This is a genomic window from Microbulbifer mixtoriginis (SeqCode), from assembly GCF_052466695.1.
This window is the reverse complement of sequence record NZ_CP174285.1, coordinates 601,490-628,337: the sequence shown is the minus strand read 5'-3', so window position 1 is coordinate 628,337 and position 26,848 is coordinate 601,490. Positions and strand designations below refer to the sequence as shown.

The 26,848-nt window shown below is 44.9% G+C and carries 31 protein-coding genes and 1 pseudogene; 7 read left to right on the top strand and 25 right to left on the bottom strand.

Annotated features, from left to right (window positions below; genetic code table 11):
* Window positions 1–523 precede the first annotated feature (523 nt).
* The gene (gene nhaA, locus ACJJI0_RS02755; RefSeq protein WP_444884574.1) at window positions 524–1,975 is read left to right on the top strand and encodes a Na+/H+ antiporter NhaA; all 1,452 of its coding nucleotides are present in this window, start codon (window positions 524–526) and stop codon (window positions 1,973–1,975) included.
* A gap of 180 nt (window positions 1,976–2,155) precedes the next feature.
* Here the strand turns inward: nhaA and ACJJI0_RS02750 are convergent, their stop codons facing one another.
* Together ACJJI0_RS02750 and ACJJI0_RS02745 are read right to left on the bottom strand one after the other, a co-directional pair.
* A complete protein-coding gene (locus ACJJI0_RS02750) occupies window positions 2,156–2,551 on the bottom strand; it encodes a universal stress protein (RefSeq protein ID WP_444884573.1) in 396 nt (131 codons plus the stop codon).
* Window positions 2,552–2,897: 346 nt separating this feature from the next.
* Window positions 2,898–3,728, bottom strand: coding sequence for a glycerophosphodiester phosphodiesterase family protein (locus ACJJI0_RS02745; RefSeq protein ID WP_444884572.1), 831 nt, complete (start codon window positions 3,726–3,728; stop codon window positions 2,898–2,900).
* A gap of 1,662 nt (window positions 3,729–5,390) precedes the next feature.
* On the opposite strand from ACJJI0_RS02745, the gene ACJJI0_RS02740 reads away from it, so the two are divergent.
* Entirely contained in the window at window positions 5,391–5,837 is a 447-nt protein-coding gene (locus tag ACJJI0_RS02740) for a hypothetical protein (protein ID WP_444884571.1), read from the top strand.
* A 328-nt stretch (window positions 5,838–6,165) separates the two neighbouring features.
* Here the strand turns inward: ACJJI0_RS02740 and ACJJI0_RS02735 are convergent, their stop codons facing one another.
* From ACJJI0_RS02735 to ACJJI0_RS02710, 6 genes and pseudogenes are all read right to left on the bottom strand, one after another.
* The gene (locus ACJJI0_RS02735; protein WP_444884570.1) at window positions 6,166–6,558 is read right to left on the bottom strand and encodes a hypothetical protein; all 393 of its coding nucleotides are present in this window, start codon (window positions 6,556–6,558) and stop codon (window positions 6,166–6,168) included.
* Between the two features lie 239 nt (window positions 6,559–6,797).
* Window positions 6,798–7,361, bottom strand: a pseudogene (locus ACJJI0_RS02730) (Y-family DNA polymerase).
* Window positions 7,362–7,802 (bottom strand): LexA family protein, encoded by a 441-nt coding sequence (locus ACJJI0_RS02725; protein WP_444884569.1) that lies wholly within the window; start codon window positions 7,800–7,802, stop codon window positions 7,362–7,364. It abuts the pseudogene before it with no gap.
* Between the two features lie 78 nt (window positions 7,803–7,880).
* Window positions 7,881–8,726 carry a CPBP family intramembrane glutamic endopeptidase gene (locus ACJJI0_RS02720; protein WP_444884568.1) on the bottom strand — a complete coding sequence of 282 codons (846 nt, stop codon included), beginning with the start codon at window positions 8,724–8,726 and terminating at the stop codon, window positions 7,881–7,883.
* 123 nt (window positions 8,727–8,849) lie between these two features.
* Window positions 8,850–9,152, bottom strand: a complete 303-nt coding sequence (locus tag ACJJI0_RS02715) for a hypothetical protein (RefSeq protein WP_444884567.1) — start codon at window positions 9,150–9,152, stop codon at window positions 8,850–8,852.
* Window positions 9,153–9,243: 91 nt separating this feature from the next.
* Window positions 9,244–9,579, bottom strand: a complete 336-nt coding sequence (locus ACJJI0_RS02710) for a DUF2489 domain-containing protein (protein WP_444884566.1) — start codon at window positions 9,577–9,579, stop codon at window positions 9,244–9,246.
* A gap of 1,487 nt (window positions 9,580–11,066) precedes the next feature.
* On the opposite strand from ACJJI0_RS02710, the gene ACJJI0_RS02705 reads away from it, so the two are divergent.
* Together ACJJI0_RS02705 and ACJJI0_RS02700 are read left to right on the top strand one after the other, a co-directional pair.
* Entirely contained in the window at window positions 11,067–11,603 is a 537-nt protein-coding gene (locus tag ACJJI0_RS02705) for a hypothetical protein (protein WP_444884565.1), read from the top strand.
* 152 nt (window positions 11,604–11,755) lie between these two features.
* Entirely contained in the window at window positions 11,756–11,917 is a 162-nt protein-coding gene (locus ACJJI0_RS02700; RefSeq protein ID WP_444884564.1) for a hypothetical protein, read from the top strand.
* 182 nt (window positions 11,918–12,099) lie between these two features.
* On the opposite strand, the gene ACJJI0_RS02695 is transcribed toward ACJJI0_RS02700, so the two are convergent.
* The 10 genes from ACJJI0_RS02695 to ACJJI0_RS02650 form a co-directional block, all read right to left on the bottom strand.
* A complete protein-coding gene (locus ACJJI0_RS02695) occupies window positions 12,100–12,504 on the bottom strand; it encodes a hypothetical protein (protein WP_444884563.1) in 405 nt (134 codons plus the stop codon).
* An 18-nt stretch (window positions 12,505–12,522) separates the two neighbouring features.
* Window positions 12,523–12,954 carry a phage holin family protein gene (locus ACJJI0_RS02690; RefSeq protein WP_444884562.1) on the bottom strand — a complete coding sequence of 144 codons (432 nt, stop codon included), beginning with the start codon at window positions 12,952–12,954 and terminating at the stop codon, window positions 12,523–12,525.
* On the bottom strand, window positions 12,951–13,118 hold the full coding sequence (locus tag ACJJI0_RS02685) for a hypothetical protein (protein ID WP_444884561.1): 168 nt from the start codon (window positions 13,116–13,118) through the stop codon (window positions 12,951–12,953). Before ACJJI0_RS02685 ends, ACJJI0_RS02690 begins: the two co-directional genes overlap by 4 nt.
* Window positions 13,119–13,432: 314 nt before the next feature.
* Window positions 13,433–13,915: a YcxB family protein gene (locus tag ACJJI0_RS02680; RefSeq protein WP_444884560.1), complete on the bottom strand. Its 483-nt coding sequence runs from the start codon at window positions 13,913–13,915 to the stop codon at window positions 13,433–13,435.
* Window positions 13,916–14,125: 210 nt separating this feature from the next.
* The gene (locus ACJJI0_RS02675; RefSeq protein ID WP_444884559.1) at window positions 14,126–14,434 is read right to left on the bottom strand and encodes a D-Ala-D-Ala carboxypeptidase family metallohydrolase; all 309 of its coding nucleotides are present in this window, start codon (window positions 14,432–14,434) and stop codon (window positions 14,126–14,128) included.
* Between the two features lie 144 nt (window positions 14,435–14,578).
* Window positions 14,579–15,406: a hypothetical protein gene (locus tag ACJJI0_RS02670; RefSeq protein WP_444884558.1), complete on the bottom strand. Its 828-nt coding sequence runs from the start codon at window positions 15,404–15,406 to the stop codon at window positions 14,579–14,581.
* Window positions 15,407–15,774: 368 nt separating this feature from the next.
* Window positions 15,775–16,539: a substrate-binding periplasmic protein gene (locus ACJJI0_RS02665; RefSeq protein WP_444884557.1), complete on the bottom strand. Its 765-nt coding sequence runs from the start codon at window positions 16,537–16,539 to the stop codon at window positions 15,775–15,777.
* Between the two features lie 493 nt (window positions 16,540–17,032).
* On the bottom strand, window positions 17,033–17,275 hold the full coding sequence (locus tag ACJJI0_RS02660) for a LexA family protein (protein WP_252082019.1): 243 nt from the start codon (window positions 17,273–17,275) through the stop codon (window positions 17,033–17,035).
* Window positions 17,276–17,374: 99 nt separating this feature from the next.
* A complete protein-coding gene (locus ACJJI0_RS02655; RefSeq protein WP_444884556.1) occupies window positions 17,375–17,572 on the bottom strand; it encodes a hypothetical protein in 198 nt (65 codons plus the stop codon).
* A gap of 294 nt (window positions 17,573–17,866) precedes the next feature.
* Window positions 17,867–18,568 (bottom strand): hypothetical protein, encoded by a 702-nt coding sequence (locus ACJJI0_RS02650; RefSeq protein ID WP_252082021.1) that lies wholly within the window; start codon window positions 18,566–18,568, stop codon window positions 17,867–17,869.
* Window positions 18,569–18,991: 423 nt separating this feature from the next.
* Between ACJJI0_RS02650 and ACJJI0_RS02645 the strand changes: the two genes are divergently transcribed.
* Window positions 18,992–19,579 carry a DNA-processing protein DprA gene (locus tag ACJJI0_RS02645; protein ID WP_444885906.1) on the top strand — a complete coding sequence of 196 codons (588 nt, stop codon included), beginning with the start codon at window positions 18,992–18,994 and terminating at the stop codon, window positions 19,577–19,579.
* A 393-nt stretch (window positions 19,580–19,972) separates the two neighbouring features.
* Window positions 19,973–20,329, top strand: a complete 357-nt coding sequence (locus ACJJI0_RS02640) for a hypothetical protein (protein WP_444884555.1) — start codon at window positions 19,973–19,975, stop codon at window positions 20,327–20,329.
* A 392-nt stretch (window positions 20,330–20,721) separates the two neighbouring features.
* Here the strand turns inward: ACJJI0_RS02640 and ACJJI0_RS02635 are convergent, their stop codons facing one another.
* A complete protein-coding gene (locus ACJJI0_RS02635) occupies window positions 20,722–20,898 on the bottom strand; it encodes a hypothetical protein (protein ID WP_444884554.1) in 177 nt (58 codons plus the stop codon).
* Between the two features lie 433 nt (window positions 20,899–21,331).
* Here ACJJI0_RS02635 and ACJJI0_RS02630 point away from each other — a divergent pair, with 433 nt between their 5' ends.
* Window positions 21,332–21,973: a hypothetical protein gene (locus tag ACJJI0_RS02630; protein ID WP_444884553.1), complete on the top strand. Its 642-nt coding sequence runs from the start codon at window positions 21,332–21,334 to the stop codon at window positions 21,971–21,973.
* 154 nt (window positions 21,974–22,127) lie between these two features.
* On the opposite strand, the gene ACJJI0_RS02625 is transcribed toward ACJJI0_RS02630, so the two are convergent.
* The 6 genes from ACJJI0_RS02625 to ACJJI0_RS02600 all read right to left on the bottom strand — a co-directional run bounded on the left by ACJJI0_RS02625 (window position 22,128) and on the right by ACJJI0_RS02600 (window position 26,839).
* The gene (locus ACJJI0_RS02625) at window positions 22,128–22,289 is read right to left on the bottom strand and encodes a hypothetical protein (protein ID WP_444884552.1); all 162 of its coding nucleotides are present in this window, start codon (window positions 22,287–22,289) and stop codon (window positions 22,128–22,130) included.
* 287 nt (window positions 22,290–22,576) lie between these two features.
* The gene (locus tag ACJJI0_RS02620) at window positions 22,577–23,566 is read right to left on the bottom strand and encodes a hypothetical protein (protein WP_444884551.1); all 990 of its coding nucleotides are present in this window, start codon (window positions 23,564–23,566) and stop codon (window positions 22,577–22,579) included.
* Window positions 23,567–23,806: 240 nt separating this feature from the next.
* Window positions 23,807–24,151 (bottom strand): hypothetical protein, encoded by a 345-nt coding sequence (locus ACJJI0_RS02615; protein WP_444884550.1) that lies wholly within the window; start codon window positions 24,149–24,151, stop codon window positions 23,807–23,809.
* 48 nt (window positions 24,152–24,199) lie between these two features.
* Window positions 24,200–24,619: a hypothetical protein gene (locus ACJJI0_RS02610; protein WP_444884549.1), complete on the bottom strand. Its 420-nt coding sequence runs from the start codon at window positions 24,617–24,619 to the stop codon at window positions 24,200–24,202.
* A 171-nt stretch (window positions 24,620–24,790) separates the two neighbouring features.
* Window positions 24,791–25,957 (bottom strand): hypothetical protein, encoded by a 1,167-nt coding sequence (locus ACJJI0_RS02605; protein ID WP_444884548.1) that lies wholly within the window; start codon window positions 25,955–25,957, stop codon window positions 24,791–24,793.
* Complete coding sequence (locus ACJJI0_RS02600) at window positions 25,958–26,839, bottom strand: hypothetical protein (protein ID WP_444884547.1); 882 nt, start codon at window positions 26,837–26,839, stop codon at window positions 25,958–25,960.
* Window positions 26,840–26,848 lie beyond the last annotated feature (9 nt).

Here is a 26,848-nt window from a genome sequence, read left to right as displayed (position 1 = left end):
CACTGCGTTCTATATTGCAGTTATAACACATATAAGCAATTGAATATTACGTTATGATTATATCTTTGTTTCATCTAATGACATTATGCAAGCACATACAACTATACCTTTAAATATAATCCGCATTCCGCATATAGAAGTGCCACATAAGGACTATGGCACAACCTATCAGAGGGTTAGCAAACCAGTAACCCTAAAAAGTTATAAGGTGGGATAAACCCTTTAATAATTAGCTGATATTCAAAAGGGAGATTATCTTTTAGTATGTGCCATGCTTCACCCTCCAATTATATATGTAAGCAATATCATACATATAAATTTGTGCTTACTTAGTGCCTACTCGTAAACAAGATATGCCTATCTCTCCCCCTATTTTCAAAGCTAAACCCAGTTACACCCCCCTCAATAAAACACGCCAAATATAGAAAATGACACTATGACCATGATAACCTCTGCTTTGAATAGGCATGAAATAGCCCTGCATTTAGTGGGGCTTAGCTTTATAAAAGGAGGCAATTAGCCGATGGCAAAAAGTGTTCTGGATAGATTCAAAATTCGTAAAGGAAAAGTCTTTGAGGCACCGCTTGAGGAGGCCTTTGGCCGCCTGGTTACACCTTTTGAAGAATTTATCCATCGCCAAAGCAGCAGTGGTATCTTACTGATGTTCTCTGCAATGGTTGCACTGATTGTTGCCAACTCCCCCCTACAGGATGCTTACAAGCACCTGCTGCACATGCCAGTCAGCATTGGCACTGGTGACTGGGTGCTTTCTTTATCACTACATCATTGGATTAATGATGGCCTAATGGCCATCTTCTTTTTCCTGGTAGGGTTAGAACTTAAACGTGAATTTTTAGTTGGAGAACTTTCAGATCTACGCCAAGCAGTCCTGCCCGTAATGGCAGCGGTTGGCGGCATGGTAGTTCCAGCCTTGATTTATAGCTCCCTAAACAGTGGCGACATCGCAGAACGCGGTTGGGGCATCCCTATGGCTACTGATATCGCTTTTGCCGTGGGCTGTATTGCATTACTAGGAAACAGAGTACCCAGAGCTGTGGTAACTTTTCTGGTAGCCCTAGCCATCGTAGATGACCTAGGAGCAATTCTTGTAATTGCTATTTGGTATACAGAGCAAGTGAACACTACCGCTTTAATGGCCTCCGGATTTCTAGTTGCAATCATGGGCTTACTCAATGCCGCCGGGGTTCGCCGCTCCTCTGCCTACGTCTTTACCGGTATTTTGCTCTGGTACGGACTTTACAAGGCAGGCGTTCATGCCACTCTAGCAGGCGTAATTACGGCAATGGCACTACCTGCCAAGCCAAAGTATGATCCCGTAGCGTTCAGCACCTTTGTTAAAGATATTATCCGCAGCTTCGATCGATACTTTCGCCCCGGTGATAAGATCATTGCAAACGATGCCCTCCATGCACGTGTAATGGCCTTGGGTAACGGTGTAAATCTAGCTCAGTCCCCCCTACAGCGCATGGAAACCCGCTTACATATCCCGGTGGGCTTTATAGTAATTCCAATTTTCGCACTGGCTAATGCGGGCATCCCTTTCGATAGCTTTAGTAGTTCAGCAGCGGTACTCAACCCAGTAACACTTGGTGTCATTAGCGGCTTGGTTGTTGGCAAGCTAATTGGCATTGTAGGCGCAACTTGGATTGGCTGGAAACTTGGCTGGGGCAAGCTACCCAAGGCTGCGAACTTTCAGCATATCGTAGGTGTGGCATTACTCGCCGGCATTGGCTTTACTATGTCTATCTTTATAGCCGAGCTGGCATTTAGCTCCCAGTACGAACTTCTGGTGCAGGCGAAAGCCGGTATTCTACTAGCTTCTGTAATCGCCGGAGTTGCCGGCTTCCTAGTTCTACGCAATGCACCTATCTCTGCAGAGCAAGAGGATGAATTCAAGGAAGCAGAGGAAGCTGAGAGCTCAAGTTCTGGACTGCCGCCTCATTCCGTCTCGTAGCAGAGTAGATTTGTGGTAGGCCTAAAATTTCCGCTTTAAATTGTACAGCCTGAGCCGAGTAACTATAATCAATAGTTACTCGGCTCAGATTTACTCACATAACGATTACTTAGATAACAGCACCGGCTAGGCTTGGTATCGAATAACTCAACTAACAGCAAAAAATAAGTTCAGCATCAATTAAATCCGCACCAAAGTCACATCACAATGAGCATAATTTACGATACTATTTGCCGTAGAGCCTATTAGAGAGCTTATACCTTTCTTAGAGTGAGTCCCGAGCACGATTAAATCTACACTTCTTTTTTCAGCTTCCTTGCAAATTACCTCATAGGGCTTGCCTACTTTCAGGAGTCTATTTTTCTTAGAGATACCGAAATCTGAAACTATCTCCTCAAACTTCGGAATAGCATCCTCTTTAAGCTCTCGCTGATAATCCTTAGGCAAAAAACTGTAGGGAAGCACATTTAATACGATCAACTTACTTTCATGCTGCCTTGAAAGCTCTACAGCCCTAGAAAGCACAAAGCGCCCTTCTTTGGAAGCCTCTATAGCGCAAAGAATTGTTTTATACATCTAACCCCCTCCCCTTATTATCATAACGAAACACTACTAAAAATAGCCGATCAACACAAAACGCCAACTACTAGATTCATTGTCACACAGAAATCCCCTCCTAAGCACCCAGAAAAAATCCAAATACATCAATTTCCAACCTACTCATACGGCACCTCTGTATTTGCAAATGGATCCAAACTATTCAAACAGGAAGGAACTTAATTCATTAGGAATCGGGGCTCAAAGAAGTCACCTTGGAAGCAACTTAGTATCACTAGAGCACCCAAAACACAATAAGGTCCCAATTCACTTTAAAATTTATTACATTTCAATATTCCATAGCCTTTAAAAATAAAGTGATCAGTTAACGCTCACCAGCATCAACAAGCGCTCGATAAATTCGGCCTGGATAATCACCAATAATCCCATCTACACCCAATGATATACTGCGCTCAATATGGTCTTCATTGTTCACTGTCCAAAGGTCCACAGCCACTCCTTTTCTCTGAAAAAAGCGCACATAGGGCTTGGTCGTAATACTATATGGCAATTGTGCAACATCAAACTTGGGCTGAAAAGCCCAGCCAAAACCCGTACTCCAAGCAAGACTTGCTTCGATAAGCTCACCTATAGTTGCGCTGGTTCTAACCTGACCCCCGCTAAGTTCACGGAAGTGCTTCATGGCTTTACTATGCTGGCTAGCAACAGTAACTTGCTGCTCCATACGGTAATCTGCAATGACTTGCCAAAGAGTCTCAGAAAGAGTCTTATCATTGGGCTTAATCTCTATATTAAAATAGCCATCTGGGTAACGCTCAAACAATTCATTGAGAGTTAACAGAGTGAGTCCTTGCCCCCTAAAAGGGTAGCTATTGCCATTATCTAATGTGAATTCGTGACCAGCATCAAGGGTTTTAATTTCACCCAGCGTCAAATCCGCAATTTTTTCAGATATCCCAACATTATCCTTTAGGTCTGAATCATGATTAATGATGACAAAATAGTCTTTCGACAGATGAACATCTAACTCTAATATATCGGCACCTTGCTCCAATGCTTTATCAAACGCTAGCCTTGTACTTTGAGGATATTCACCAGATGCCCCCCTATGTGCGAGAATCTCAATAGAAAATGCCTGATTACAATATCCAACACAAAAAACATAGAAAGCCAATGCACGCATAAATATTTTCATCTTTCAAACCCATTTCATGTTAAAGGAGAAGCTTTTCAATAAATAGTCAAAATATCTTCATCGCACGAAAACCAAACAAAACCGCTGCTCTTCAAGGCAATTGTCAAGATTCAACTAGACTTTTATTTACAACCAATTCAGCAGAATTAGTTAAACAACAATTAAATATTTTCCAGCAAGCCTTACATGCTAACTCACATCATTGCCATAGACGTTATAATTTTTCCAAACCAGCCCCACCTTAACCCTCCTTGTTAAATTAGTACAACTACAACTTCTCCCAACAATAGGTACCAGCTCACAGGTTTCTATTTTCTAATGCCGCCATACTATTTCAAGCAAAAATATTCGCCAAAATTGAGACATCAAATTAAACATGACACCTAAGAAATCCGCCAGAAATAGATTATAGCGCCACTAAACTATCAACATTTTGATATGAGACAGAACGTATGGAGACATACCCGCAAATAAAGCGCTAACAACTGAGCAATAGAAATTTAAGAGCTTAAAGCCATACTGACAGCCCAGTAAGAGAGAAAAAGGTTTAAAAAGGAGCTCGCCCTCTTGGTACTCAACGAGAAGAATCGCACACGCTGAGAGACTGATTAGCTTGGAGCTGGCCTGCAAAGTGATTGAAGCATGTCGGACATACCGTTTCGAATATAGCAGAAAGAAAAACTCCTCTGAACTACCTAGAATGTAGCACCGCTCCCAAGTCACGGAGCCCTTCTAACGCAGCCATAGCTCAGGAGAAAGCCACAAAATCGTCAATTTACCTTATCGGCAGGGATATCAATCATGAGATTCAAAGTTAGAAGGCAAGTGTGTGAGACCGATTTAGTATGCAAGTGTTCCTAACTCTCATCAATACAGAAGGGAAATAATTGCGCACTTAGTCACGCCAAATGAACTTGATCGCCAGTTTAATGCAGAGAAGCCCAATCAAAATTTAGCGCGTTGATATTACCTATATCTGGGCTTGGTTAAGACTGGTGTTGCCTAGCAACCAGCATAGATTTGCATACTCACATGCATCGTCAAATGGTCCCTCTTAAAGCAAGCAGATGCCACATTAACGACAAAGGCCTTGGTAATGGCCTGGGAAATACCCAGTGGTGCTATGCTGCTCTCAGATCAAGGCAGGCAGTATGCGAGCCTTTGATCATCCCTTAGTGTATTACCACAAGTGGAAGCGCCTCCTGGACGAATATTTTGTTGATTCGATCAATCTCCTATATAACTTCCCTTATTCTGAGCAATTACGCTGGTGGGAGTAATCTCGATATGCCCCATTCCTTCTTTCATAGAAAGTCATCCTGGACGGTTTAAATTCGCAACAATCTTTCCCCTCCCGATCGTACAATTACGAATGTCATCGATGGAGTAAGGAGACTGTATGACAGCTTTGCTGCTCTGCTGAAGTAAAGGGTAAATAAAGAAGTATTTATTAGTGGAGCTACAATATTAATTTACATTTAAGAGCTTTTACCCTCTTATTCAGGTAAAAAGCAGGAAAACACCGTGAAGTATCGCATGATAGAGAAGCCCCCTAATAAGTTATTAAATTCGTCTTGAGGGCAAATATCGCACCCTCTCGAGGTAGCCTAAAATGCATTCTGGCTGCCATTTAAAATAATTATTTAATCAAGGAGTTTCCGAATGGTTGCTTTAAGAGGTTCTACAAAAGTTCCACCTTATCAACTCACAGAACATGACGAAGACTTACAAGACAATCCACCAAGCACTGGGTTTGCCGCAAGAGGCAAAGAGGACAAAGCTAGAGCACGTGCATTAGCGCGAATTAACGATGCAACTGGCTTAAACCTAACAATGGATGACTTTGAGGTAACTATGACGGCTTCAGGCGATACTAGTCGATATGCCCCAGTTGAGTGGAAATGCTCACGAACGGTGGGGCATGGTACTCAGGAGCGCACCTGGTCTCTTATTATAGATATGGATGACATCCCTCCAGGTGCCGCAGGTAATGGGCCCGACCGTCCTCACATTGGATATTCGTATTGGTGCAACGGTTATGACCCTATAGAAAGGGTTAACGGTCATATCTTTATCGAATACGTATCTGCATCAAGACTAACCGTGTGAACAAAGTGAGTGGCTTGAGCAGTCCAGCAAAACTCAAGTCACTCCCCAAGGGAAATCTTCCCATCTAGCGATTCAAGTAGGCAATGTAAATACTTACCGCACATTCAATTTTCTCTGGACACCATTGCCCCCTATAAACAAAGAGCCACTGCTATTTTTTTTGCTGATTCAACCCATCGTCTATATGGCTACTCCTACTCAGAACTATTGTCCTGAAGTGAATTAAACCCAGCACACAACTCAATTGTCTGAGTCTACTGACACCTTTTGCGCTAAGATACAGTAGAAGATAGCCAAAACCGAAACTTAGATTACAACAATTGTATAGTTAAATGTGATGAGGCTCTTTATTGGTTTTAATAACCTCTCTAACCGTTGCGCCACCAATATCTCTGCAAGTTTGACCATTACTAAAATAAAGCTTGACCGCTTCACCTCTTACCACTGGGCGAACAAAACGCCAAGGCCAAAATCCGAAACGCTGAGAGCCGACATAATTTACTACTGCATTAGCTCCTAAGGCATCAGCCTTATCAGCAAATACCTGCAAAACATCAGTTACACTGCCATAAGAATTTTTACCTATTTTAATTCTTTGGATCTTTTCATATTTTATATCTGATACTGGGTGCCCCGTAACTAAGCATATATCTAGTGAGTCACTTGCTGAAACTGGAACTGAAGCAAGCATTAAAGTTGCAATTAAGCCTAAATTTTTCATTATCACTCCCTAAAACTAATAAAACCAAGTGTACATAATTCCCAAATCGACCGCACCCAAAAAAATGAAAAAATTAGACGATTTAACACCAAAAAAGTATAATTTCTTGCCAGCTGCATTTTTTCAAAACAGAGTTCAAAATATTCCCTTTCAACTCCAAGACTCCCTCAAAACGGTAAAGCTAAGATCTGACCATTTCTGTACGGATGGCTTACCGACTTAAAGCCTACAGAAAAATGTTAAATCAACCAATTAGACAAGGCTTCCACAGAGATACTTTCAGAAGGAATAGATATGACAAAAACAGCTGTGCGGCGCTGCACCCACTGCCATTTCTCGGGAGTATCCGATGCATAGACGCCATCGCACTTGGGGATCTTCTCGGCCGAGCGGTTGGCGAGCTTGGCCAGGGTTTTACTGGGGGCGATACCCACTCCGACAGGCATACGAATATTACGACAGAGCGTGTTACGGATCTTGCGGCCGTAGCCCTGCCAATCCTCCTGCAGCCCTTGCAGATCCAAAAACATCTCATCGATGCTGTAAACCTCCACATTGGGGCCTAACTCGCGGAGGGTGGTCATTACCCGGTGGGAGATATCGCCATACAGGGGATAATTGCTGGAGAAGATGGCCAGCAGGTGCTAAACCTTAACGAAAGGCTCCAAGTCGCCAACGCCCAACAGCTTCGCCTCCTTGGAGCACGCCACCACAAAGCCATCGTTATTGGAGAGCACCACCACCGGGCTCCCGCGCAGATCGGGCCGGAATATCTGCTCACTGCAGTCCACCAATACCAGCATTCAGCGCGGACGGTGATAACGCACCGAAGCCTTCCCCCCCTCCACAATCAATTCCTGCCCCTCCCAAATAGGGATCGGCGCGTAGTCATCATTCACAGAGAGCAGCCGCCCCTGCTGCTGGTCCAGCACCTTGCAGGTCAGCTGCCCATCCAGGGCCACCACCACATCCCCATGGGTAGGCTTTAGCGAGCGATCGACAATCAACAAATCCTTGTCGAAGATACCGAGCCCCATCATGGAATCCCCATTTGCCCACGCCATAAAGGTCGCCGCCGGCTTGTTGTTCATGTGCTCATCCAGGCTGAGGGCCGCCTCCTCACCAATCAGCTGCAGCAAGGCGGTGCGCGCATTCTGATTGGGGCAGCCAACCACCCATTCCAGGCCGCCGGCACATAGATTATTAACGTGGAGAAGTTGTTGAACGTGAGCGGTCAAAGGCATGGTCTACCTCCTTGTAGGAACGACAAACCCTAACCACCAAAGGCACTGGCCCCGGTGGCTTACCCCTGCCAAGGCCCGCTACTGATTTATCGGGGCTTTTGGCGATAAACACCGATCAAAAGCCTTGCCCCGTCGAACGACATGACGAAAAACGAGGTACGCAACAGCATAGAATACTGCGATACACAAACCAGTATCGCTGGCCACCATATCCCAAAGCTTTGAACGCGAACCCGGTTCCGTTAAAAGCAATACAGGGGCCGCGAACTGGAAGAAGAAATTGTGAGCAGCGTGGGCGATGGTGGCAACCCAGACTGATCCAGAGCGCATTCTGAGCTCGCTGAATACAAAGCTCATGGCGATAATACCGAGGCCATAGATCAACGCCATGAGCAACGTATAATCTGTCTGGTAGAAACCTCCGTAAGCAATGAGTGGAAGATGCCAGGACGCCCATACAAGTCCGCTGACGAGATAGGGGTTCTTAACACCACCACTTACCAACTTTGGCAATAGGAATCCGCGCCATCCGAGCTCTTCCCCAAATGCGCCGATCAGGCCAAGCACTAAGACGGACAGAAGAACAGGGCTGAGTTGGATCAGTTGCTCCAATGACACCAGCGAGAATTGCCGGATATCAATGGCTGCAGATACCAGACCCGTTAGCAATACTAATAGGAATGGAATTGCGACTGCATAGACGTAGTAGCGTCCCTTTCCGATCCGAAAGCTGACATCTTCATATCCAGATTTCAGGATGAGTCTCAGCACTATTGAAAGAGAGCCTGGGATGCACATCAGGGCGACTATCCAAAGCGGGCCGAAATTCCTGACACCCCCGCTGGCGATGATGAACGCCTCCAAGCTCCAACTAATTGCAAGCACCAAGACGATAAAGACTAATGCTTGGTTTCTATCCCTCATCATACCTCCGTGTGTTCAACGGCTAACACCTTACTCAGCCACCATCGGAATGGAGCCGCTTTGTGCTAACGTAGCGTACAGCACAAAGGGAGAGCAGTGTAAGTGGTCAGATGCAGTAACTCCTTATGAGTTTTTCTCTTCACTATTTTCGTAATACGACTCAGACACTTTTATGGCTTTTGTATACGCTGTAAAACCATCGAAAAGCATATAGCTTCTAACTTGCGCCCATTCAGCTGCGCCAATATGACCAGCATTCCAACCTGACTCACTGCATCCAACTGAAATCTCACCAACAATAAATAGTTTTCCACCTTGATATTCAAAGCGTGGATTGTGCAAATCATGACTGCATTCCAAGTCTGTCAAACGCATTGAAATACATTTACGAGAAAAGTCTGAGATATTTTCTTTGTCCATACTCATTAGTACTACCTTACTTTACACATAACGCCGCCAACAGCGGGCGAACGTAGCGGGGTCCAGCCAGTTTTGCTGGCGATACTGCCTGGCCTTGCTAAGTATTGAACCTTGCTACGATAGATATACATTCTGACAAAGAGACTTCCTTTGCCCACTTGATAGATTGCTGTATTTCTTGCTCGTGCCGCTCAAGGGCTTCATTAGACCAATATTGCCTTGATGTACCGATCGGCAAATGATCGATTTCTGAAGCGACACCAGCAATTGCCAGAAAATCTTTATCATCTTCGGGCAGACCGACTTCAAACCTTAGTAAAGAAAGTTCAATTGCCCCCTCAAGATAGTGAATAGAGCCATCAATCATTCCGCTTGCGAATTCAACGGCACGCTTACGCTTCTCTTCGAGATATTCCTCGTGGCTAATTTCCATAGGGTGCTTAACGCCCGAGTCATTTGCCACAGCGAAGCGAAGATCAAATGCACGCGCTTGTTATAAGCTTTTACTGCACATTTTTTTAAGTGTAAAAAGCTAATACTCTTTCAATTTACGGCGCGATAGCTCGGCAGTGCGCCAAATCGTTGGTGGATAGTCTTTGCTTCCCACAGACCAGATTAGAGTATCATCGGTAATTTTCACCGATCCATTTACAGGTCGTGCCTGATGGTTACTATATAGAGTTAAAATCATATTTTCATTCGATTTAAACATACCGATCACCTTTGAGTCATTTATATCGTCTAAAATGGAGCCATCGATCTTCGCTCTACTCCGCGTTGTACCATAAAAATAACTACACACGTCTATGCCATCTCTGATGAGGACTAGCTCAAAGATATCCGCTGGTTCACCATAACTGTTTTTGATAGTACTCTCAGCTATCCATGCACCACCAATCTATCCAAAAGCGGAAATCGATAATAGCGAAATTAGAAGTAGAAATGCTGGCTTCATGGAACGATTCCTTAGCTTATAACAGTGTATTCAAAAGCAGCTGTAATATATCACCCATCACTATATCTACAGACCTCTTTCGGCAACGAATTAAGAAATCCTGTAGGAACATTAGACTACTGACAGTTGGCACTATCGTACATATGTGGATGTATTGCAGCCACATCATATCCCGACATTTTCGCTGCTATATATCATTTTGAAAACCCCTTAGAAATCGAAAAGTAAGTACTTTTTTCCTGTGGATAGATGAAGGTGTTTTTATCTCGGATATATAAAGCGAGTCAACTTGCCTGATTACCCCAAGGCAGCCAATAAAACGCTCACCCACTAGGTTTCGCCATAGCTGTAATAGAACGATGCACGGCCAGGCGGTTGACCACCTCAACAATACAGCTCGCTACTGAGTCAGCCCTCGCGGCCTGCTGCAGAGTTACCAGAACAACCTAATAAGTACAATTGCACTAAAAATAATGATTTATAAAGTAAGACAACTATTGCCCCATAAATAGATTTTAGGTATTTTCAGGTGGCCTGATAATTGCCATATGGAAGTCACATGAATACTTTAAGTTTCCATAGACTCCACACCAACCTTTTTGAATGCTCTTTATTTTTTAGTTAAAAGGAATACATGATGAATGTAGAAACTGATATCAAAGCTGGGACAGTAGAAGGTGGGACAGGCGGAGTCAGACCAGAGCCTGGGCAAGGCTAGTTATTAGTCGCTAAAGCCAGGTCAATAAAAACCTCGTGTTGCGACTCGAGGTTTTCAAGTGCTTAATTACTGCTTCAATAGGCTATCTCCTCCTATCACAACCATCCTCACCCACTCGGAATGGTCATAGCCGCAATGGAACTATGTATCGCTAGAGGGTTCACCACTTCAACTGCCTACGAGATCGGCGGCCCTACTCAGCTATACCTCCAGCCGCTCGACGATGTCCCCCTTTTAAGGAAAAATTATGGACGAATTCGAACTTGGAACAAAAATCATTCGCACTGCCGTTGTCACGATAGCCTTTTTCCTAATTAGCGCTTTTATATTCTGGCGAGTAATAAAGCCATTAAAAAGGTTTGATGGCGGAGCTCCTGAGAAAAAAGTCCCTTACGACCATAAGATGAAGGCATATGAAAACGCCGTGCTTTTGATACATGGTCTGGAGTCGAAACTAAACCGCCTTCTAACGGAGTTCGAGAAAATAAGAAAAGGCGATAGTTCAGACCGCAAAGTTACAAAATCCAAAGAAGCCTTCATCACGTGCTTTAATAAAGTTGATGACAAGCTGGAGAAACTGGCCCTCCATTGCGGGCCAGAAGTACATAGGCTGATTGAAGATCTAAGGAAATCAACTGAGCTTGCCGCGCAGTCGGTTGGGATTTTGGATAAGGATCAAGAGTATTTTCAGCTGCTTCAAAAGAAGTTAGTTGCCCTTTTAGAAGTCATCTTTAGAGATGGACAAAACCACTATAATACTCTGTCAACCAGCGCAGCAAACTAAGCACCGTACAGGGTTAAAAGGCCGGTTTTCGGTTCCGCTAAAAACACCCCCTACTTGCAGCTGCAGCAGTATCCAGGGCCTTATTGAGACTAGCGACGGGGTCTAGGGTGCCTTTCTGGGCGTAGGGGATGCCGTTATTCGGTGTGTTGCTCATGATTTTTCCTGCTTATATGGTGATTTGTGCGGACGGGCCTGGGCCGGTGATCGTGGCGGTGCTTGGACCTGCAATGGATAAGGTGGTTGCGGTAATTCGCAGCCGCTCGCAGTATTCTCGCAGCCAAACTCTGAAACTGGCACCTACCGTAAAAAGCTGAGCTTTGTAGTGCTGGCAATAGCAGGTTGAGAAGCACCAACTAGACATACAAAACCCGATTGAGTGGGCTGATCATCAAGAGGGATATCAGCAGCCAAGGTATAACCCCCTATGAAATTTCAGATATCTGTTAAAAAACTCAGTCCGAATCACCCGTGTGTTGATCCCCTCAGGAGGACCCGCTCAACGTCTTTTTGCGGTCGCAATCGCATGATCCATGGCCTTATCCAGCTCAATCGGCAGGTGACGCCGCGCTATGCCTTTAGCAATACGGATAAATGGGAAACGCTTGCGGTAACCTGGCTTGCCTTTGAGGAAAATCAGGATGGGCTTAACCGTTGGCCGGCGCTTACCGCCTGCCCTCTTCCAAACACCTAAGACACCATTAACTTTGCCAACGAAATATTTACCCTTCTTACCTTGCGAACTACCTGCACCACCAACAGTACCAGAGCTGCCCCGTAATTCAGCCAGGATTTTTTTATAGACTCCGACCGAGATATTCCCATGCTTGTTTAATCTTGCCGCCTTGCCATGCACCACATACATACCAGCAGTGAACACCCATATGCCAAAGGGCTCGCTCAAAGCACTTGTCGTTCCGGTTCACATCCATGACCGACGGGGCCAGGTATTTCCGGGTGCAGTACCGTCGGAAACCTGATCACGGATAAAGACTTTGGCAATGCCAGAATGCTTCGTGGCTTTCTTTGAGTTCAGCGTTAGCTTTGCTGGGTTTGTAAATACATGCCCCATAGCTGCACCCTCTTCTCCCCGGATTCGAAACGCCACAGTATTGAGTGCAACAGAACTGGCATAAGGTAATTGCTTTTTTAATTCAGCAGATGCTTGATCAAACTTTGAAGTATCCAGCTTTACACTAACGCCCCAATTAACCATTAAACCTGCTGCAGCTATCAGCACACCAGCAAAGCCAAGCCAGTTGTTTGCGAGCCAACCCGCGAAAGCTCCAGCACCAATAGCAGTCGTATAGCCAGCCTTATCCGCTATTTCTCTCAGAGCATCCTGAAGTGTCATGACTGCTTCCAGGCAATAGTTGCCTTCTCAACGCTGCGCCCCACCACATAACCACCGAGGCCGATTCTTACTATTTCCAGAAGGGCGAGAGTCTGGTTCTCGCTGAGGTTTAGCGCTGTCCACCCCAACCAATGAAAGACGGTCAGCCCCACGAACGTAAGCATTGTTACTGGCCGCCAGTTTCTTTGTAGCCATGACTCTCCTCCAGCTTCTGCAGTGATTACCTAGGCAGCCACTCTCAACTCCTTCAGGTCCATTGAGATTAACTTTGAATCCACCTGCGCCTTTAAGCGGTTGGCTTCTGTCTTACCTGGGAATGCCTTACGTAAAAAAACCGGCTCAGTGGCCGGTTTATATGGTTAGGTACCTGCTAGAGACAGCAATCGAAAGGTAGCTTATTTATACTCCCAAAACGCAGAAGTACCAAAAAGGTGTCAGCCCAAAATAATAAAGAAGTGGTCGATTGTGCTTAGTCTTATTAGCTGCTGATGCTTTGCAGATTTGATAAAAAGTCATTTTCCTGGTCTGTGTTTTCAAATGATGATTTAGGAATAATGTTAAAAATCAAATCTGACTGATAAAGCATGATAATCCGCTTGCTTTCTCGCCACTTGACATAGTCTGACCATTTGATTTTTACTACCCCTCTTTCGTTAATTGCGCTAATGCCCTCACGATCCCATTCGAATTGAGCTGGAAGATTTAAGCTCTTTTGCTGCCGATAAATTTTATTACACTTGTAGCGCAGATAGACCAAATAATAGCCAAAATACCAAAGTAGCCAGCCAGAGGCACTACCAACGGCGATTGATAATTCAACGTTTAAAGCACTATATAAAAAATAGGCAAGCCATACTGTTAAAAGCGTAATGATAAAAAATTTGCTTACACTAAGCTTCTGATGAACCCATTGGGAATGATAGTAATCATCGGGTGTTATCTTAACTTCGATTTTATTCATACTTATTGCTAACATTTATATACTGATGATCTTCTCCACTATTATCCTGATCACTGCCTCGGAAGCAATTCCGCGTCAGTTTTCCAAAGTAATCTTTCAAATCAGACTGCCGAACAAATTTTATACACTTCAGCGGGACGGCTAGTAACTTAAGACTGTAGGGCGGGTACGCTCGCCCGGCATTGATTCAAAGTCATCCAGGTGAAGGAATCACCTTTTGAATGCCCCCTTTTGCCATACCCCTATAACGGTGAAACCTTCCTCCTGGGTGATTTTAATTAACCGGTAGGCCCTGCCTGACGCCACCTGAACATCAATAGCCTGCCCGGTGGTATGGGTCATGGTGGCGTTTAATCGAGCGTTATGAACTGGGCAGCGGTAACCGGAGTTAATAATCATCGGCTTGCCAAAGCGCTCTCTAACTTGGATCAGGCGCCTGAGCGTTTCATCTTTGAAATAATTTTTGCCACAACAACGACAGGCCAATTCCAACTCTGTGAAATAGTCATTATCAAACATGGAAGCACCAGAAATAAAAAAACCCGCACAGGGCGGGTTAATTTTTATAAAATAAGTGTCGCTACAGAACGATTTTACTAATACTTTTTAACTAATTTAAATAAACAGCGTATCTTAAAGCTTAAATCAAAAATAAGGATGCGATTAAAGCTCGTAAGCTTCCCTCAGCATATCTTTAAGATAAATATGATGTGTTTCAAACTCCATACCTTGCGCGTCTTTAGCTTTAATACTGACAGCTGTTTCATCACCATCAGGCCCAGGCATTGTTGAGACTTCTAGCTTGTATGCCTCAAAAAACTTTGACTCATCGCCGTAGGGTGCGTGAAAATGAAAAACTTCTTTCCCTTCTCCAAACCACAGCAATTCGATAACAAATGCCATATCACCATTGCTTGAATTTGGATCAACAGCTGGATTATCTTTAAGCGACAACTCAACCTGACTACCATCAACTGTAAACGATTTGACATCAACAACTTTGCTTGGAGTCGCATCAACTAATTGTCCATGAACAGAAAATAGTCTTTGCTCAAAATTTAGTGAACGCTCTTCCCCAATAAAATTTTCAACTTCAGAGACAAAGCCTTCAATGTGAACCATTGCATTATTTGGATTTCCAGCATTGAAACCATCTACTGCAATATCAAGCTGACGATACACCCAAACATCATCGACGGTAGAATAAAATCTCCAACCTTGATCATCTACCTTGAAATCACCTATTAACAAACCGGGCGCATGAGGAAAATTAATTTCTAACGAAGTAAGCATTGCGGGTACTGAATGATTCACTTGATCAACGGTCAAAATCACAGAACTAGCGCCATTCAAATTTAGGCCAGGATACTGTATTTCACCGTTAGATGAATGTAGATCTTGAAGTTCATACTTGAAAGTTTTTGCTTGCGCACCGAAGGCTAATAGAGCCACAGAGACAGCTACTATTTTAATGGTGTTTCTAAAAAACATAAAAATTCACTGAAAAATAAATTGAATTAACCGCTCGAGAAGAAAGTTAACCTTATAACACACATCAAAACCCAGTACCTGATCACACTTTTCGAAAAATCTAATCAAAAAATATATAAAGTATGAGTTAAAGCCTACAGAAGCTTATCAACGACAGTAAAGCTTAATTAAATAATAAACACAAAAAAACCGGCTTAGGGGCCGGTTTAAGAAAGGATGATCGGTCGCCATACATACAATTCGACAGCTTGCCCAAGATTATTCTTTTGATGGCTAGCTGTCAATAAATACAGTTTTATATATGCACAGAGTAGAAATTAGCGTGCCAGTAAATTCTAAAAGCCTCTAATAGCATCTAGATCACCAGCTCATTCGCAGATATTCGCTTTTTCCGAAATGCCATGTTTCCTAAGAAGCTTTGCATATTCACCTGTAGAACAAAGACGGGCCAGCCCTTTATTGAACTCATCTCTGGTCTTTTCATCCTTAAACGCCATTTTAAATTTCGAAACCGGTAAAAAGACCTTATGAGTATCCACCTCATCCATTGAGTGCCCCTGTTTCAAGGAGAAGTGAGCAAAAATACTCTTATCGATAATGGCAATAGAATCTTCATTCTTCCAAAAGTCCCGGACCTGATCTCGTGAATCCTGTAACTCGACATAATTTTTGCTACCTGCCCCTCCAGGCGAGAAAAGGCGCTCAAATTCTGGCCCTAGATCCAGGTGAGCCCCCTTCCAGGCAATGACATGGTGCCCTACAAGATCGTTCACATTATCTATTTTAATATCTTCACTCTTGCGGCTAATTGCGTAATTAACAAATCCAACATAGTTATTTGAGAAATAATGGCCACCCGTCTCGCCATGCTCGTACACATTTGTCTCAGCATCTACCATGCCATTTTTAATAGCATTTTGAATATCCCCCCAACCCATCTGCAAGAATTTTATTGAATACCCAGGTAATGCCTGCTGGATTATTTCGACTTCGAGCCCGCTCTTCGCGTTATCAGCAACATAAGGAGGTGCATCATTAGCTATAGCGACCTTTAACTCCGACGTATTAGCGAATAAAGGTAACCCAAGCATTAATTGGAACAAGACTAGTAGCTTTAAGGTCTTGTTTCGCATAGTAAAACTCCTTAATAGCAGGAAATTCTTAATACTTAAATAGCAGGTTAGGCCAAAACATAGATACTATGTAAAAATACGATATCGAATACAATCGACTTTAACTGTTAATAAGGCTTAATAATTAAGGCGCCAATGGCCAGAGCAAATTGGTATAATAAAAAATTGTACTTAATTAACTGGAAGGGAAAGGGCCTTTCCTCATCCCTGCTAAAGCCTCTCTCGCATCTTGTAGCCCACTTCTATGCTGGACTCAATGATTTGGCATAGAATCTTAATGCTAGCTACCGATTTTTTTGCCACCTTTGCCACCTCCTGCAACTCCCATCTTCGGAAGTAACGGCGCCAAAATACTGTTAACTCAATTCTGGCCTTATCTTGGTTATTGCGCCCCTTTACCGCTCGTAGTTACATACCAACAACTTGATCAGCTTCCTCCGACCCTCCTTCGTTCACGGGTTCTGGATTCTCTCGATAATTTGACTTCATATTCCTAGCAAAGGAGGACATACGGGGCCAGGATACTGAATCTCCTGCTCTCTCCGGGAATGATAAGAATGTCCCGGTCGAAGATTCCCACCCCTTGCATAGAGTCGCCATTGGCACGAGCCATGAACGTCGTCGGGCCGCTGGTTATTAAATGATCATCTAGACTGAGGGCTTCTTCTTTGTAGTCGTCTGCCGGTGAGGGGAAGCCGCAGCTGACGCCGCTGCCGTATAGAGGGGTAAGTTTCACCGTAATGCTAGATACTGCTTATACATACAGTGTCGAGAGGCTGGGAGCGGTCAGGCAAGGGGGCGCATGACCACAGCGCCACCTCTTGACCTTGCCTGACTACTTTAATAATTCTCTAAGCTGTTCTTGCTTCTCATTAAGAGTGTTTAGCTCATCAACCAGGGTGTTGGTTGCTGCATCTAGGTTGTTTCTCTGCACCTTTAGCATATCCCTTATTTTCGGGTCAGTAGTGTCTGCGGTCATCTCAATAGTGTTCAAGCAAGCGCGTATCTCGGCTTCAACATCTATAAATGTCATGGTCCAACTCCTTCTTTCCGGCGACACAGGAGCAATTTACCAAAATACTGTGTAAACATACAGAATAAAAAAAAGAATGAATTCGGCGCCTATTCCGTTCCGCACTGGAAGTAAGGGTATGCATGAAACATGGGTGCTGAATGAGAAACTGGAGGATACTCCCGGGAGAGTGCTTGAAGGTGTACCTCACTCACCCCAAAAGACTGGTTGCTAGGCTGACTCGTTCTCACAAAAGGTCAACCCAGCACACAACACTCTTTTGACTAGAGTGAAATTTTCATAGCCTTGTGTAATCTAGTTCTTATTGCAGCGTTCACATGGCCGATTAGAATCGCCCTGAGTTCTAATATAGCCCAGGTTTACCGCCGCAGTATAAGTACCATCTGATAGGACGGCATCAATTTCATAGAGATCATCGCCACCAGGGACTGATATATTCCCGGTGACAGTACCACTTAAGCCATTGATAGTGACTCCTCCAGCGCTACCAGTTGTCCCATAGAAATCAGACCTCCAGCGGAATACGATTGCCATAGACTTGTTTTCTTTGGCAAACTTGGAATACTCATCTACGGTATAACTTATTTTTGCTGTTCTATTAGATGAACTAAAAGAAAGCAAACTCATTTTAGGTTTATTTTGAACCGAAACGTCATTACAAATTGTTTTGGCTGACAAAGGATCTTTAACTGTCACCCAGTGTGGTCCTCTGGTCGTAAATGTAATGGACTCTTTGGCTCTCCATTTAAAATCCTGATAATTATACTCATCCCATCCCATAAATCCGGTAGAGGTTGAGAAGGTTGCCTTTTTCCCGCTGTAATCAACATGCCGGGTATCATGATAAAAAGTTGTCGGTACACCCACAGCTGGATATTCGCTTCCCTTAGGATAGCTGCTTGGATCATACCCACTTGTAGAACACGTTGCAGAAAATACAGCCGAGGAAATTGTTAACCCTAATACCGCAGAGGTTATTTTAATTATTTTATTCATCAATAAATCCATTTAACACTTTAAAACAGAGTGCGAAGAATACACAGACAAACAAAAAAGTAAAACTTTTTTTAGACCAAAGAAACCCTTCCTTTCAAAAGGTTTTTCAGCCTTTTGTACACTAGTACAAAAACATCAATAAGATCACTACAACGAAAAGCAACTCGAAAAACTTTAGCAACTCATGAAGTGATAGATAAGCCCGCCGATGATTTAACGCAAAAACAAAACGCACCAAACCAAGAAGCTTAACCAAAATAAATCCAGTTTTTATGATTTAAATTTCCGCTGTATATTTACGATCAAATTTCACTAGGATGTAAAGTGTTACAAGGATTTTGGCATGTCCGTAGAATATCTTTTTGAGTACCATCCATATCGCGGGGGCAATAACCCTAAGCATCTAGTTTTAACACTAGCTCTCTGCAAAACTGCTTCTTAATCGAAATAGTTGAGATTCAACGCGGCAATCCAGAGTATCCAGTCGGCCTGGAAGATACTCCCAATCCGTCGGCAACACTGTTTGCCCGCGGCAATGTCAGCCTACTAAATCGGCCAGGCGTTGCGATTGTTGGATCTCGAAACGCTTCTCCAAACGGCCTGGAGATTGCTCGAAGAATCGCAGGTTACATCACCACTAAGGGCAATGTTGTCATAAGCGGACTAGCCCTGGGGATTGGTGCCGTAGCCCATGAGGGCGCCCTGGCAGCCGGGGGAGACACTATCCCTGTGCTTGCCCATGGCCTGCACACTGCAAACCCTCGGGCAAACTATAAGCTAGCAATGCGAATACTCGATACTGGAGGCCTCTGGGTATCCGAACACCCTGAAGACGTATCACCCCAAAGACACTTCTTTGTAGCAAGAAACAGGATTCAAGTTGGCCTGTCTCAATCTTCTGTCATCGTGGAGTCTGCGGCATCAAGCGGGACTATGAAACATGTAGATTTCTACCTGCAGGCCCCCACCCCCTCTTTGCTGTTGCCCCTCATAACCCTGAGGATTCACTAGGCTAAACTGTCAGGGCCCAATGAAACTCATCAATGAAGGGAAGGCGACAGCCCTAAGAACTAAGTCAGACTACGATCTCCTAGAGCTGTAACTACCCTACTCTTCTAAGAGAGCCAGTTATTGGGCTGATTCCTCCTCCGAGAACTCCAGCCCATACTTCTCCACTATCGCCATAAAGCGCTGCCCATAAATTGTTCTAGCTATCTCTATCTACGAATCTACTCACTATCACATCCAATTGGCACCATTGTGCCCATATATTACCGGTAGTACAGCACAAACTATATCTTCATAACTTGAACTCAACACCTCCCGCAAAGGAAAATACTTAATGTTGTTTTAAATAAAAAAACAAGACTTGATACAAGCTTTTAATCAAAAAAGGATTTATTGATGTTAAAAATAAAATTATTGGCAGCCGTAGTTTTATCTTCTGTCACTACAATGGCCAACAGCGCTACCTGCCCATCGCAACAACTGTCACACCACTTTGTTTTTCAGGGAGAGCTATATCAATGCACTGGGGTCATAAAGGAAACAACTTCAGGATTTAGATCCAGCACCTATAAAGTTGAGATTGATACCACCAACAGAACCGGAAAAGATTGTTGGCTTGGAGATGTTGAAGCAGCACATCATGAAGGTACAATAATTAATATAAGCAGAGGTTCGATTTGTAAGAACTATTGCGACGTTAACGCCTACTGTAATGACAATGGCGAGTGGATAGACTTCAAATACTCTTGGTAAAAGCTATCAATAACCACAAACAACTTCACGATACCACTAATAATGAGGAGTATTTCAACAGGTTGAATGCTCCCACTTGATGAGCTTATTTTAAGAGAAGCAGCCTACACAATAAGGGGAGGCCGCTTCTCTAATAAATAGAGCAGATTATGAACTCCGAGATCTGACAATCGCCTACTCTCCCAAGAATGCCAACATTTGGGCTAACTCTTTCCGTTAGAACTTTAGCCCATACATCTCAACTATCGCCATAAAGCGCTTAACATAGATGGCCTAGACTGGCTCATAGGGCGGCATCCATTCGTCCGAGCCTTTGTCGCCCTTGCTCTGGTTCCAGCCGTCATCGACTAACCAGAGGTTCTCAGGGTCTTCGGCAAACTGCCTCTTCAGCTCTACAGTCCAGTTGGCACCACCGTACTCGTGCGCCCTGGAAAGTGGGCGATGTATTCAACATCCAGATCAGAGGCCAGAATATAAAAGTTGCCGGTGTATGGGTCCAACCACAGGCTAGTATCTACCGTGCAACCTTTCTCGTTGGTAAAACTGACCGGAGCCAGGGAGTATTGCACCAGAGGCTCATGACGGGTGCTCTGGCAGTCGCCGTCAGTGTCGGACCACTTCGGTAGCCACTCGTGACGGTCATAGCCCCGCTCTTCTTAGGCTTCGACTTCGAGGCAGCCGGCCAAGGCGGCAGATAGGATAATAGGTAGTAACAGGCGCATGACGATCTCTCATTGTTTTGAATTATCGTACACGGGAGAAGCCAATTGAACAAACACACTACATCACGCCTTATCTGTGTAAATAAAAATATTCATCCACAATTCGCCATTATTCGTCACAGCTGAAACCATATTTGCATTTTAATAATCTACATATATCTTTAAACTAAACCCATACTAAATTTGATCAGCTAGTAGCAAGGTAGAAATAGATAAATTTCATATGCAACCATTCAATGGAAGAAAATAATTAAAACTAACAATCCACAAGGATACGACTATGCCAGGGAATATGAGTCAAGCTGAATTCAGAGCTTTTAACGTGAGACTGAGCCAAGACTTTCAAAGAAGAATACAAACCACATACAGTCAACACGGACATTCAAAACAAAAGAGTAACATAAAAGGAAAGTGCAATTACCTTATAAAAAAGGCCTACGAACAAATAAAAAAACAACAAACTCTTACAAATGACATAAAGGCTCAAGCATCCGATGGATGGCAACCTGTAAACTATAAAGGGAAATCTGCTAATCTAGCTAGATCAATGGTCACTAAAGTTGATTTCAACCCAAATGCAACTGGTGCAGTTATGGTTGGGTATAGCAATAATGAATTAAAGTATTATACATCTACATCAGGCACCGCTGACAAGAGAGGGAAAGACAACAAGCTGCTGCACAAAATTAATGATCTAAGACAAGCCCTGGGATTTAACATTGGCAAGGATACTTACTGCGCAGAAGAGGTGATAATGGCTGAAAACCCTGATGTACGAATGATTGCCACAAGCGCCTACCAAATCGACAGATCCGGAAATTTAACATTAAAAATACCCTGCACAAGAACAGAAAATCATGGGTGCTCATTATATGTGCTGAGATGCGATATTGAGGCCATTGACTGGTCTAGCCTGGCATAAAACTTATAAAAACCTCGCGCTCCAGCCCGAGGTTTATTATTCCCCTATAGCTTTAGGGCAACTATTGTGATCAACTTTATAAAACCGCGCGTGATAGCTAACCTTAGCCATCTTTACCCTCTCAGTTAAGGCCGACACAATAGTGTAGAATTATTCATTGCATCAACAGCTTCTGACATATGCTCTGGCAGTCGCCGTCAGAGTCGGACCACTTCGGTAGCCACTCGTGACGGTCATAGCCACGCTCTTCTTTGGCTTCCACTTCGAGACAGCCAGCCAAGGCGGTAGATAGGAGAATGGGCAGTAAAAGGCGCATGACGACCCCTCTTTATTTTTTAGAAATCGTACTGGAAGCCGCCAGAGAGAACAAACACAGGTGAGCACAGTAAGTCCGTGACAATATCAGTTATGCCTGGGTAATAAATTTATGAAACTGCATAGCTGGCACTGTAGTAAGTACTATACGATTAAAAACTAACGCAATTACAAAAAGCTGTGCGACCTGAATGAAGAGCTGGGAAAAGAAACAGGCCAAATAAGTATAAAGAGTTTAGATGCTTTCTAAGCGTCATCGAGTCTATAAATAAAATTCTCGACTACCAACTAGTGCGCACCCTCGGGAAAAGCCAGATGTAAAAGAAGTCCACGGCGATCAGCAGGTTTACTAGCTCGACTGATATTACTGTTGTTAAAAATAACAAATATCCCCTTATTATTTACCGCAACTCCAGCCCCCATCCCCCCCCGTCCTGACGCCTCATAAGCGTATTCAGGGGACTCTTCAATCTCACGGTACACTAAGCACCACTCAGCTTGCAAACTTGGCAGGGCTCTTCTACATACAGCGCTGGCATTACTCTCTAAAGTAAAAAGAGCACCATCGTGATAATCAAGACCCCTTATGTCCTCAGGGTGTCCATTGAAATCTAAACCCTCCACCTCGGGCAAAGAAAAAACTTGGAATTCTTTATCAGCCCTAATTTTTAATAAACCTCTAGGTTCCCGCTCCATAGCAACCCACAAATCGTCTCCAACATCTACGATACCCTCCCCACCATTATTATATTTCAGTGTATAACCCAGGTGCCCAATCACGGATGACCATTTATCATGTAGCCAGGCCGCACTTCCATCTTTATCTACATGTGCTATTTTGTGATAACGCTCACTCAACACAAAAGAGCCATCATGTCGACAGCTGACCCCACCAAAACGCATCGCAGATTTGGGCCGAAAAAGATCCATAACAAAGTGTGAAACTCTCTTAGGTCTACCCTTTTTAGGAGCCGTTAATCCATGCACATTTATGTAAGGGTCTAACTTGGCGTGCTGATCACCTAAGTATATTTTATAAATTATTTTGTTATTTTTAGGGGAAACACTGATTAACTCATCACAATAAGACAAGCCAGAAAGCCCTACTTCCAAACTATTGTTTAACCAATAACTTGCAATAGGCTTCGCGGGGTATATATCAGCAGCAATGCCCTTGGAGGACAAAAGCAAGCAAATGAATACTAAGAAGAAAGACTTTACATCTCCTGCGAGCCGTGCGGCCAAGCGATAGGAGAGGTTCTCGACAATGAGTAGCATTAGGTTGCATTCCCTTTCACCAAGTGCACAGTACTACGTAGTTATTAATCAATAATTGTATGAGTGTATATCCTGTATTTCGAGTCTTTTAGGGGCACAAGGGCCTTATTTTGTTATACCAAAAAGGAATAGCGCGGATTAAAACATCCGCATAAACCCGTACAAGGCCTTTAAGTTCCTTTGAATTGGGTTGCCATCGATATTTTAACAATTTCGATCAGTATCAAACCAAAGGGAAAGTTAATTAAAGGCTAGAACCCCCTGATTGAGAGGCTCGTCATCCTCACTTAATAGTAGCGCCGGTGATACTCCAGAGGACATAGAGGCTCCCCCCATCAGTACACCCAGTAAGGTGGCAGTATCATTGGACACGGTGAAATCACCCTCAGCCAGACCGTTCTTTCTAAGGTCCCGCCAACGACGGCTCTTACTCACACTTTCAGCCCCCTCACGCATAAACGGCAGCCATTGAGCGATAATGCCAACCTTATTTACCAGTGCGCTCATTGGCCCGGCCAGGTGGTAGGCAGAGCCCGAAAAGTTCTTCTTGCGTAGCTCGCCGGCAAACTTGTTCCACCGCCCCACCTCAGACTCATCGAACAGTGCCCGCAGATTACTTTCATTGTTCTTGAGCTAGTCAGAGAGTCGATTGATATAGCTGCCCCAGGATAGCTGCAGGCTGCCATTCTCGGCCACCTTGAAAGCGGGACCGAAAATATTCATAAAAGCGGACTGCCGCAGGGCTCCGAATTCTGGGGAGCCCTCACCGAATAGCTGCTTAAAATCTTTCACAATAGCAGCGCCCTGTTTCTTGCCGGTGCCGCCGATAATCTTGTTGACCACCTCCTCAGGAGTGCTACGGCCATTCACAACATCATTGATAATGCGAGTACGTGCCGTAGGCTTTCCATCCTTGTGAGTGCCTTTGACTATCTGCATGTACTCGCGATTAAGGCGGCGAGCTTCTTTAAGGGCGTCCAGCTGCTCGGGCGAGCCGAAAAGCTTCCCATTCTCCACGGCCTCATCAAGCCAGCTGTCATATTGCCGACGCACTTGCCCAAGTAGTGCTTGGTCGGCAGAGCCGGGGCGGAGGCCCGCTCAGCAGCAGAAATTCGACGGCGCAGGCTTTCGAAGTTATCCAAACTTTCCATCTTGTTGGTCGCGACTGTCAGAGCGCCCGACAGGTCGGAAGACTTTTCACCGCGCAGCGCTGCCTGGAGCTCCTCATACAACCCGTAGGCGTTGGGTGTCTCTGTCTTGCTGGCAGCCATCAAAGCCACGATAGGCCGCTCCCAGCCCCTCTTGCATAACCGAGCCCTCGGCCATCATCGGGCCGCGCTCATTTGCAATGTCTTCCACCCTGGAGTAAGCGTCAGATTTAGCTTGCTTGGCATTCTCTACCTTTGACAAAATTCCGTCATAGAGCAGCCCCGCATTACTTGCGAGCGAACTAGCCCCCTCAGTCGGCCCCAGGTCATCCATCTGATTCTGCACCACCTTGCCCAGCTGGCGCTCGCGGAAATCAGTGAAACGATTAACTGCCTGCTCTGCATCGCTACCGTAAACGCCGGCCGCAGCCTCATTCTGTTTGCGCCATAGGTCAAAGTTGCCATTTTCAATCCCCTGCTGCTCGGCGCGGGTTTTTGGTACCCAATCCTCTGGCATATCGACATTTTCAAGGACTCCCACCAGAGCATCACCGGAGAAGTCAGCACCCTCATTCAGTTCGTCAACCACCCTTAAGACTGCCTCCTCCGACATCTGAGACGAGTCCACACCAAGTCGCGTCAGTTCCGTTTTTACATTCTCTGGAGTGGCCCTTTTTGCTCGGGAAGCGCCTTTACCGAGACCAACGCCCAGCAGCTCCAAAATTGCCGTTGGTACAGAGGAGGCACCGGCAGCCAATGCAGGACTTCCTGTAGCGTTATAGGTCGCATCCCCCAGGCTCTTTTCGGCATATTCCATAGCCCGGCCGACAGGCTCGATAAAGTCAGAAAGAGTGTTTAGCTTGTCCCTGCCTTCATCGGTGCGCGGCTCATAGGTGAGGAAGTCACGAGTCGCCTCCACTGCTCGGGAACCAGCTCCCGGCTCAGCCCACGGGTTTAGCGATTGGGCAATGCCCGCAAGCCCGGAAACCGGCTCAGCCAAAATTGACGAGCCCACCGTGCCCAACACCTCAAGCTCACCAATGGAATTGTCTGCAAACTGCTCGAAAGCACCGGGCTGATTAATGCCCGCAGGGTCCGGCAGTGTGTAGCCAATCTTGCCGGCGAACTCCCCAAACTCCATATCACTGTAATATGACTGGTGCAGGCTGCGCGCCAAAGCCTCGTCACTCATATCCGAATATTCGGGATATTGCTTACGAATTTCTGCGATAGTTAAAGCCATTTATCGAATCCCCAGTGGGTCTTTATTTGTGTTGGCGGCGTCAGCTACCGCCTCAGGACCATCACGCTCAATATCTTCGAAGTCGATACCAAGTTTCGCCCGAACAATTCGGTCAACCATTTCGAGTTTTGCCTTACGGGCTTCCGGGTGGTCCTTCCGGGTTGGAATTATCTTTAACAGCAGTTCTTGATCTTTATCAGTAAAGACACCCTCGCCGGCCTCACGAAAAAGGGATTTAAGGATTGGGGCCATGGCAGACACTGCCCCATCAGCCGTCTGCGCCCCTGAGGTCAATGCTGGGAGTGAACCTGCAAACGGATTGGTGGTAGTTCCATCCATTCCCTTAGACAGACCTTCCATTCCAGCCTGATACGCCTTGTAAGTTTTGGCGTTACGCGCGGCCGTCTTTTCAGCCTCAGAATTATTCTTTAAGTCGATCTCACCTTTCTTGTTTTTTATACGCTGGTCATAAATCTTCTGAAGCTGCTCATCAGACAGGAGCTCTACGGGCGTGCTTCCGCCAGTTGTCGTCAGGAGCTGGTCACCGACTTTATGCCCCTTGGGGTCAAACCGAACACCGAGGTCACGCACCTCGGTAGAGCCGTCCGGGTTTTTAACAGCGATTCCATAATTACCATTAGTCAGTGTTAGCGGAGAACCTACTGTGTCTGCCGAGCCCGCACCTTGCTGTTCCAACATTGCCCGCATCAAGATCATTTCCTCAATCCCAGAATTGAGCTTGGCATTATGATTTTGCAGTGCTGATAATTGGTTGTTGTAGCCCCGATAAACCTGCGATGGGTCACCACCGTTAAGGCCCACGCCGGCAGCAGTTAGCATGCGACCTATCCGGGCCCATTTCTTGCCCTTCAGCTTTTCCACTTCACTCTG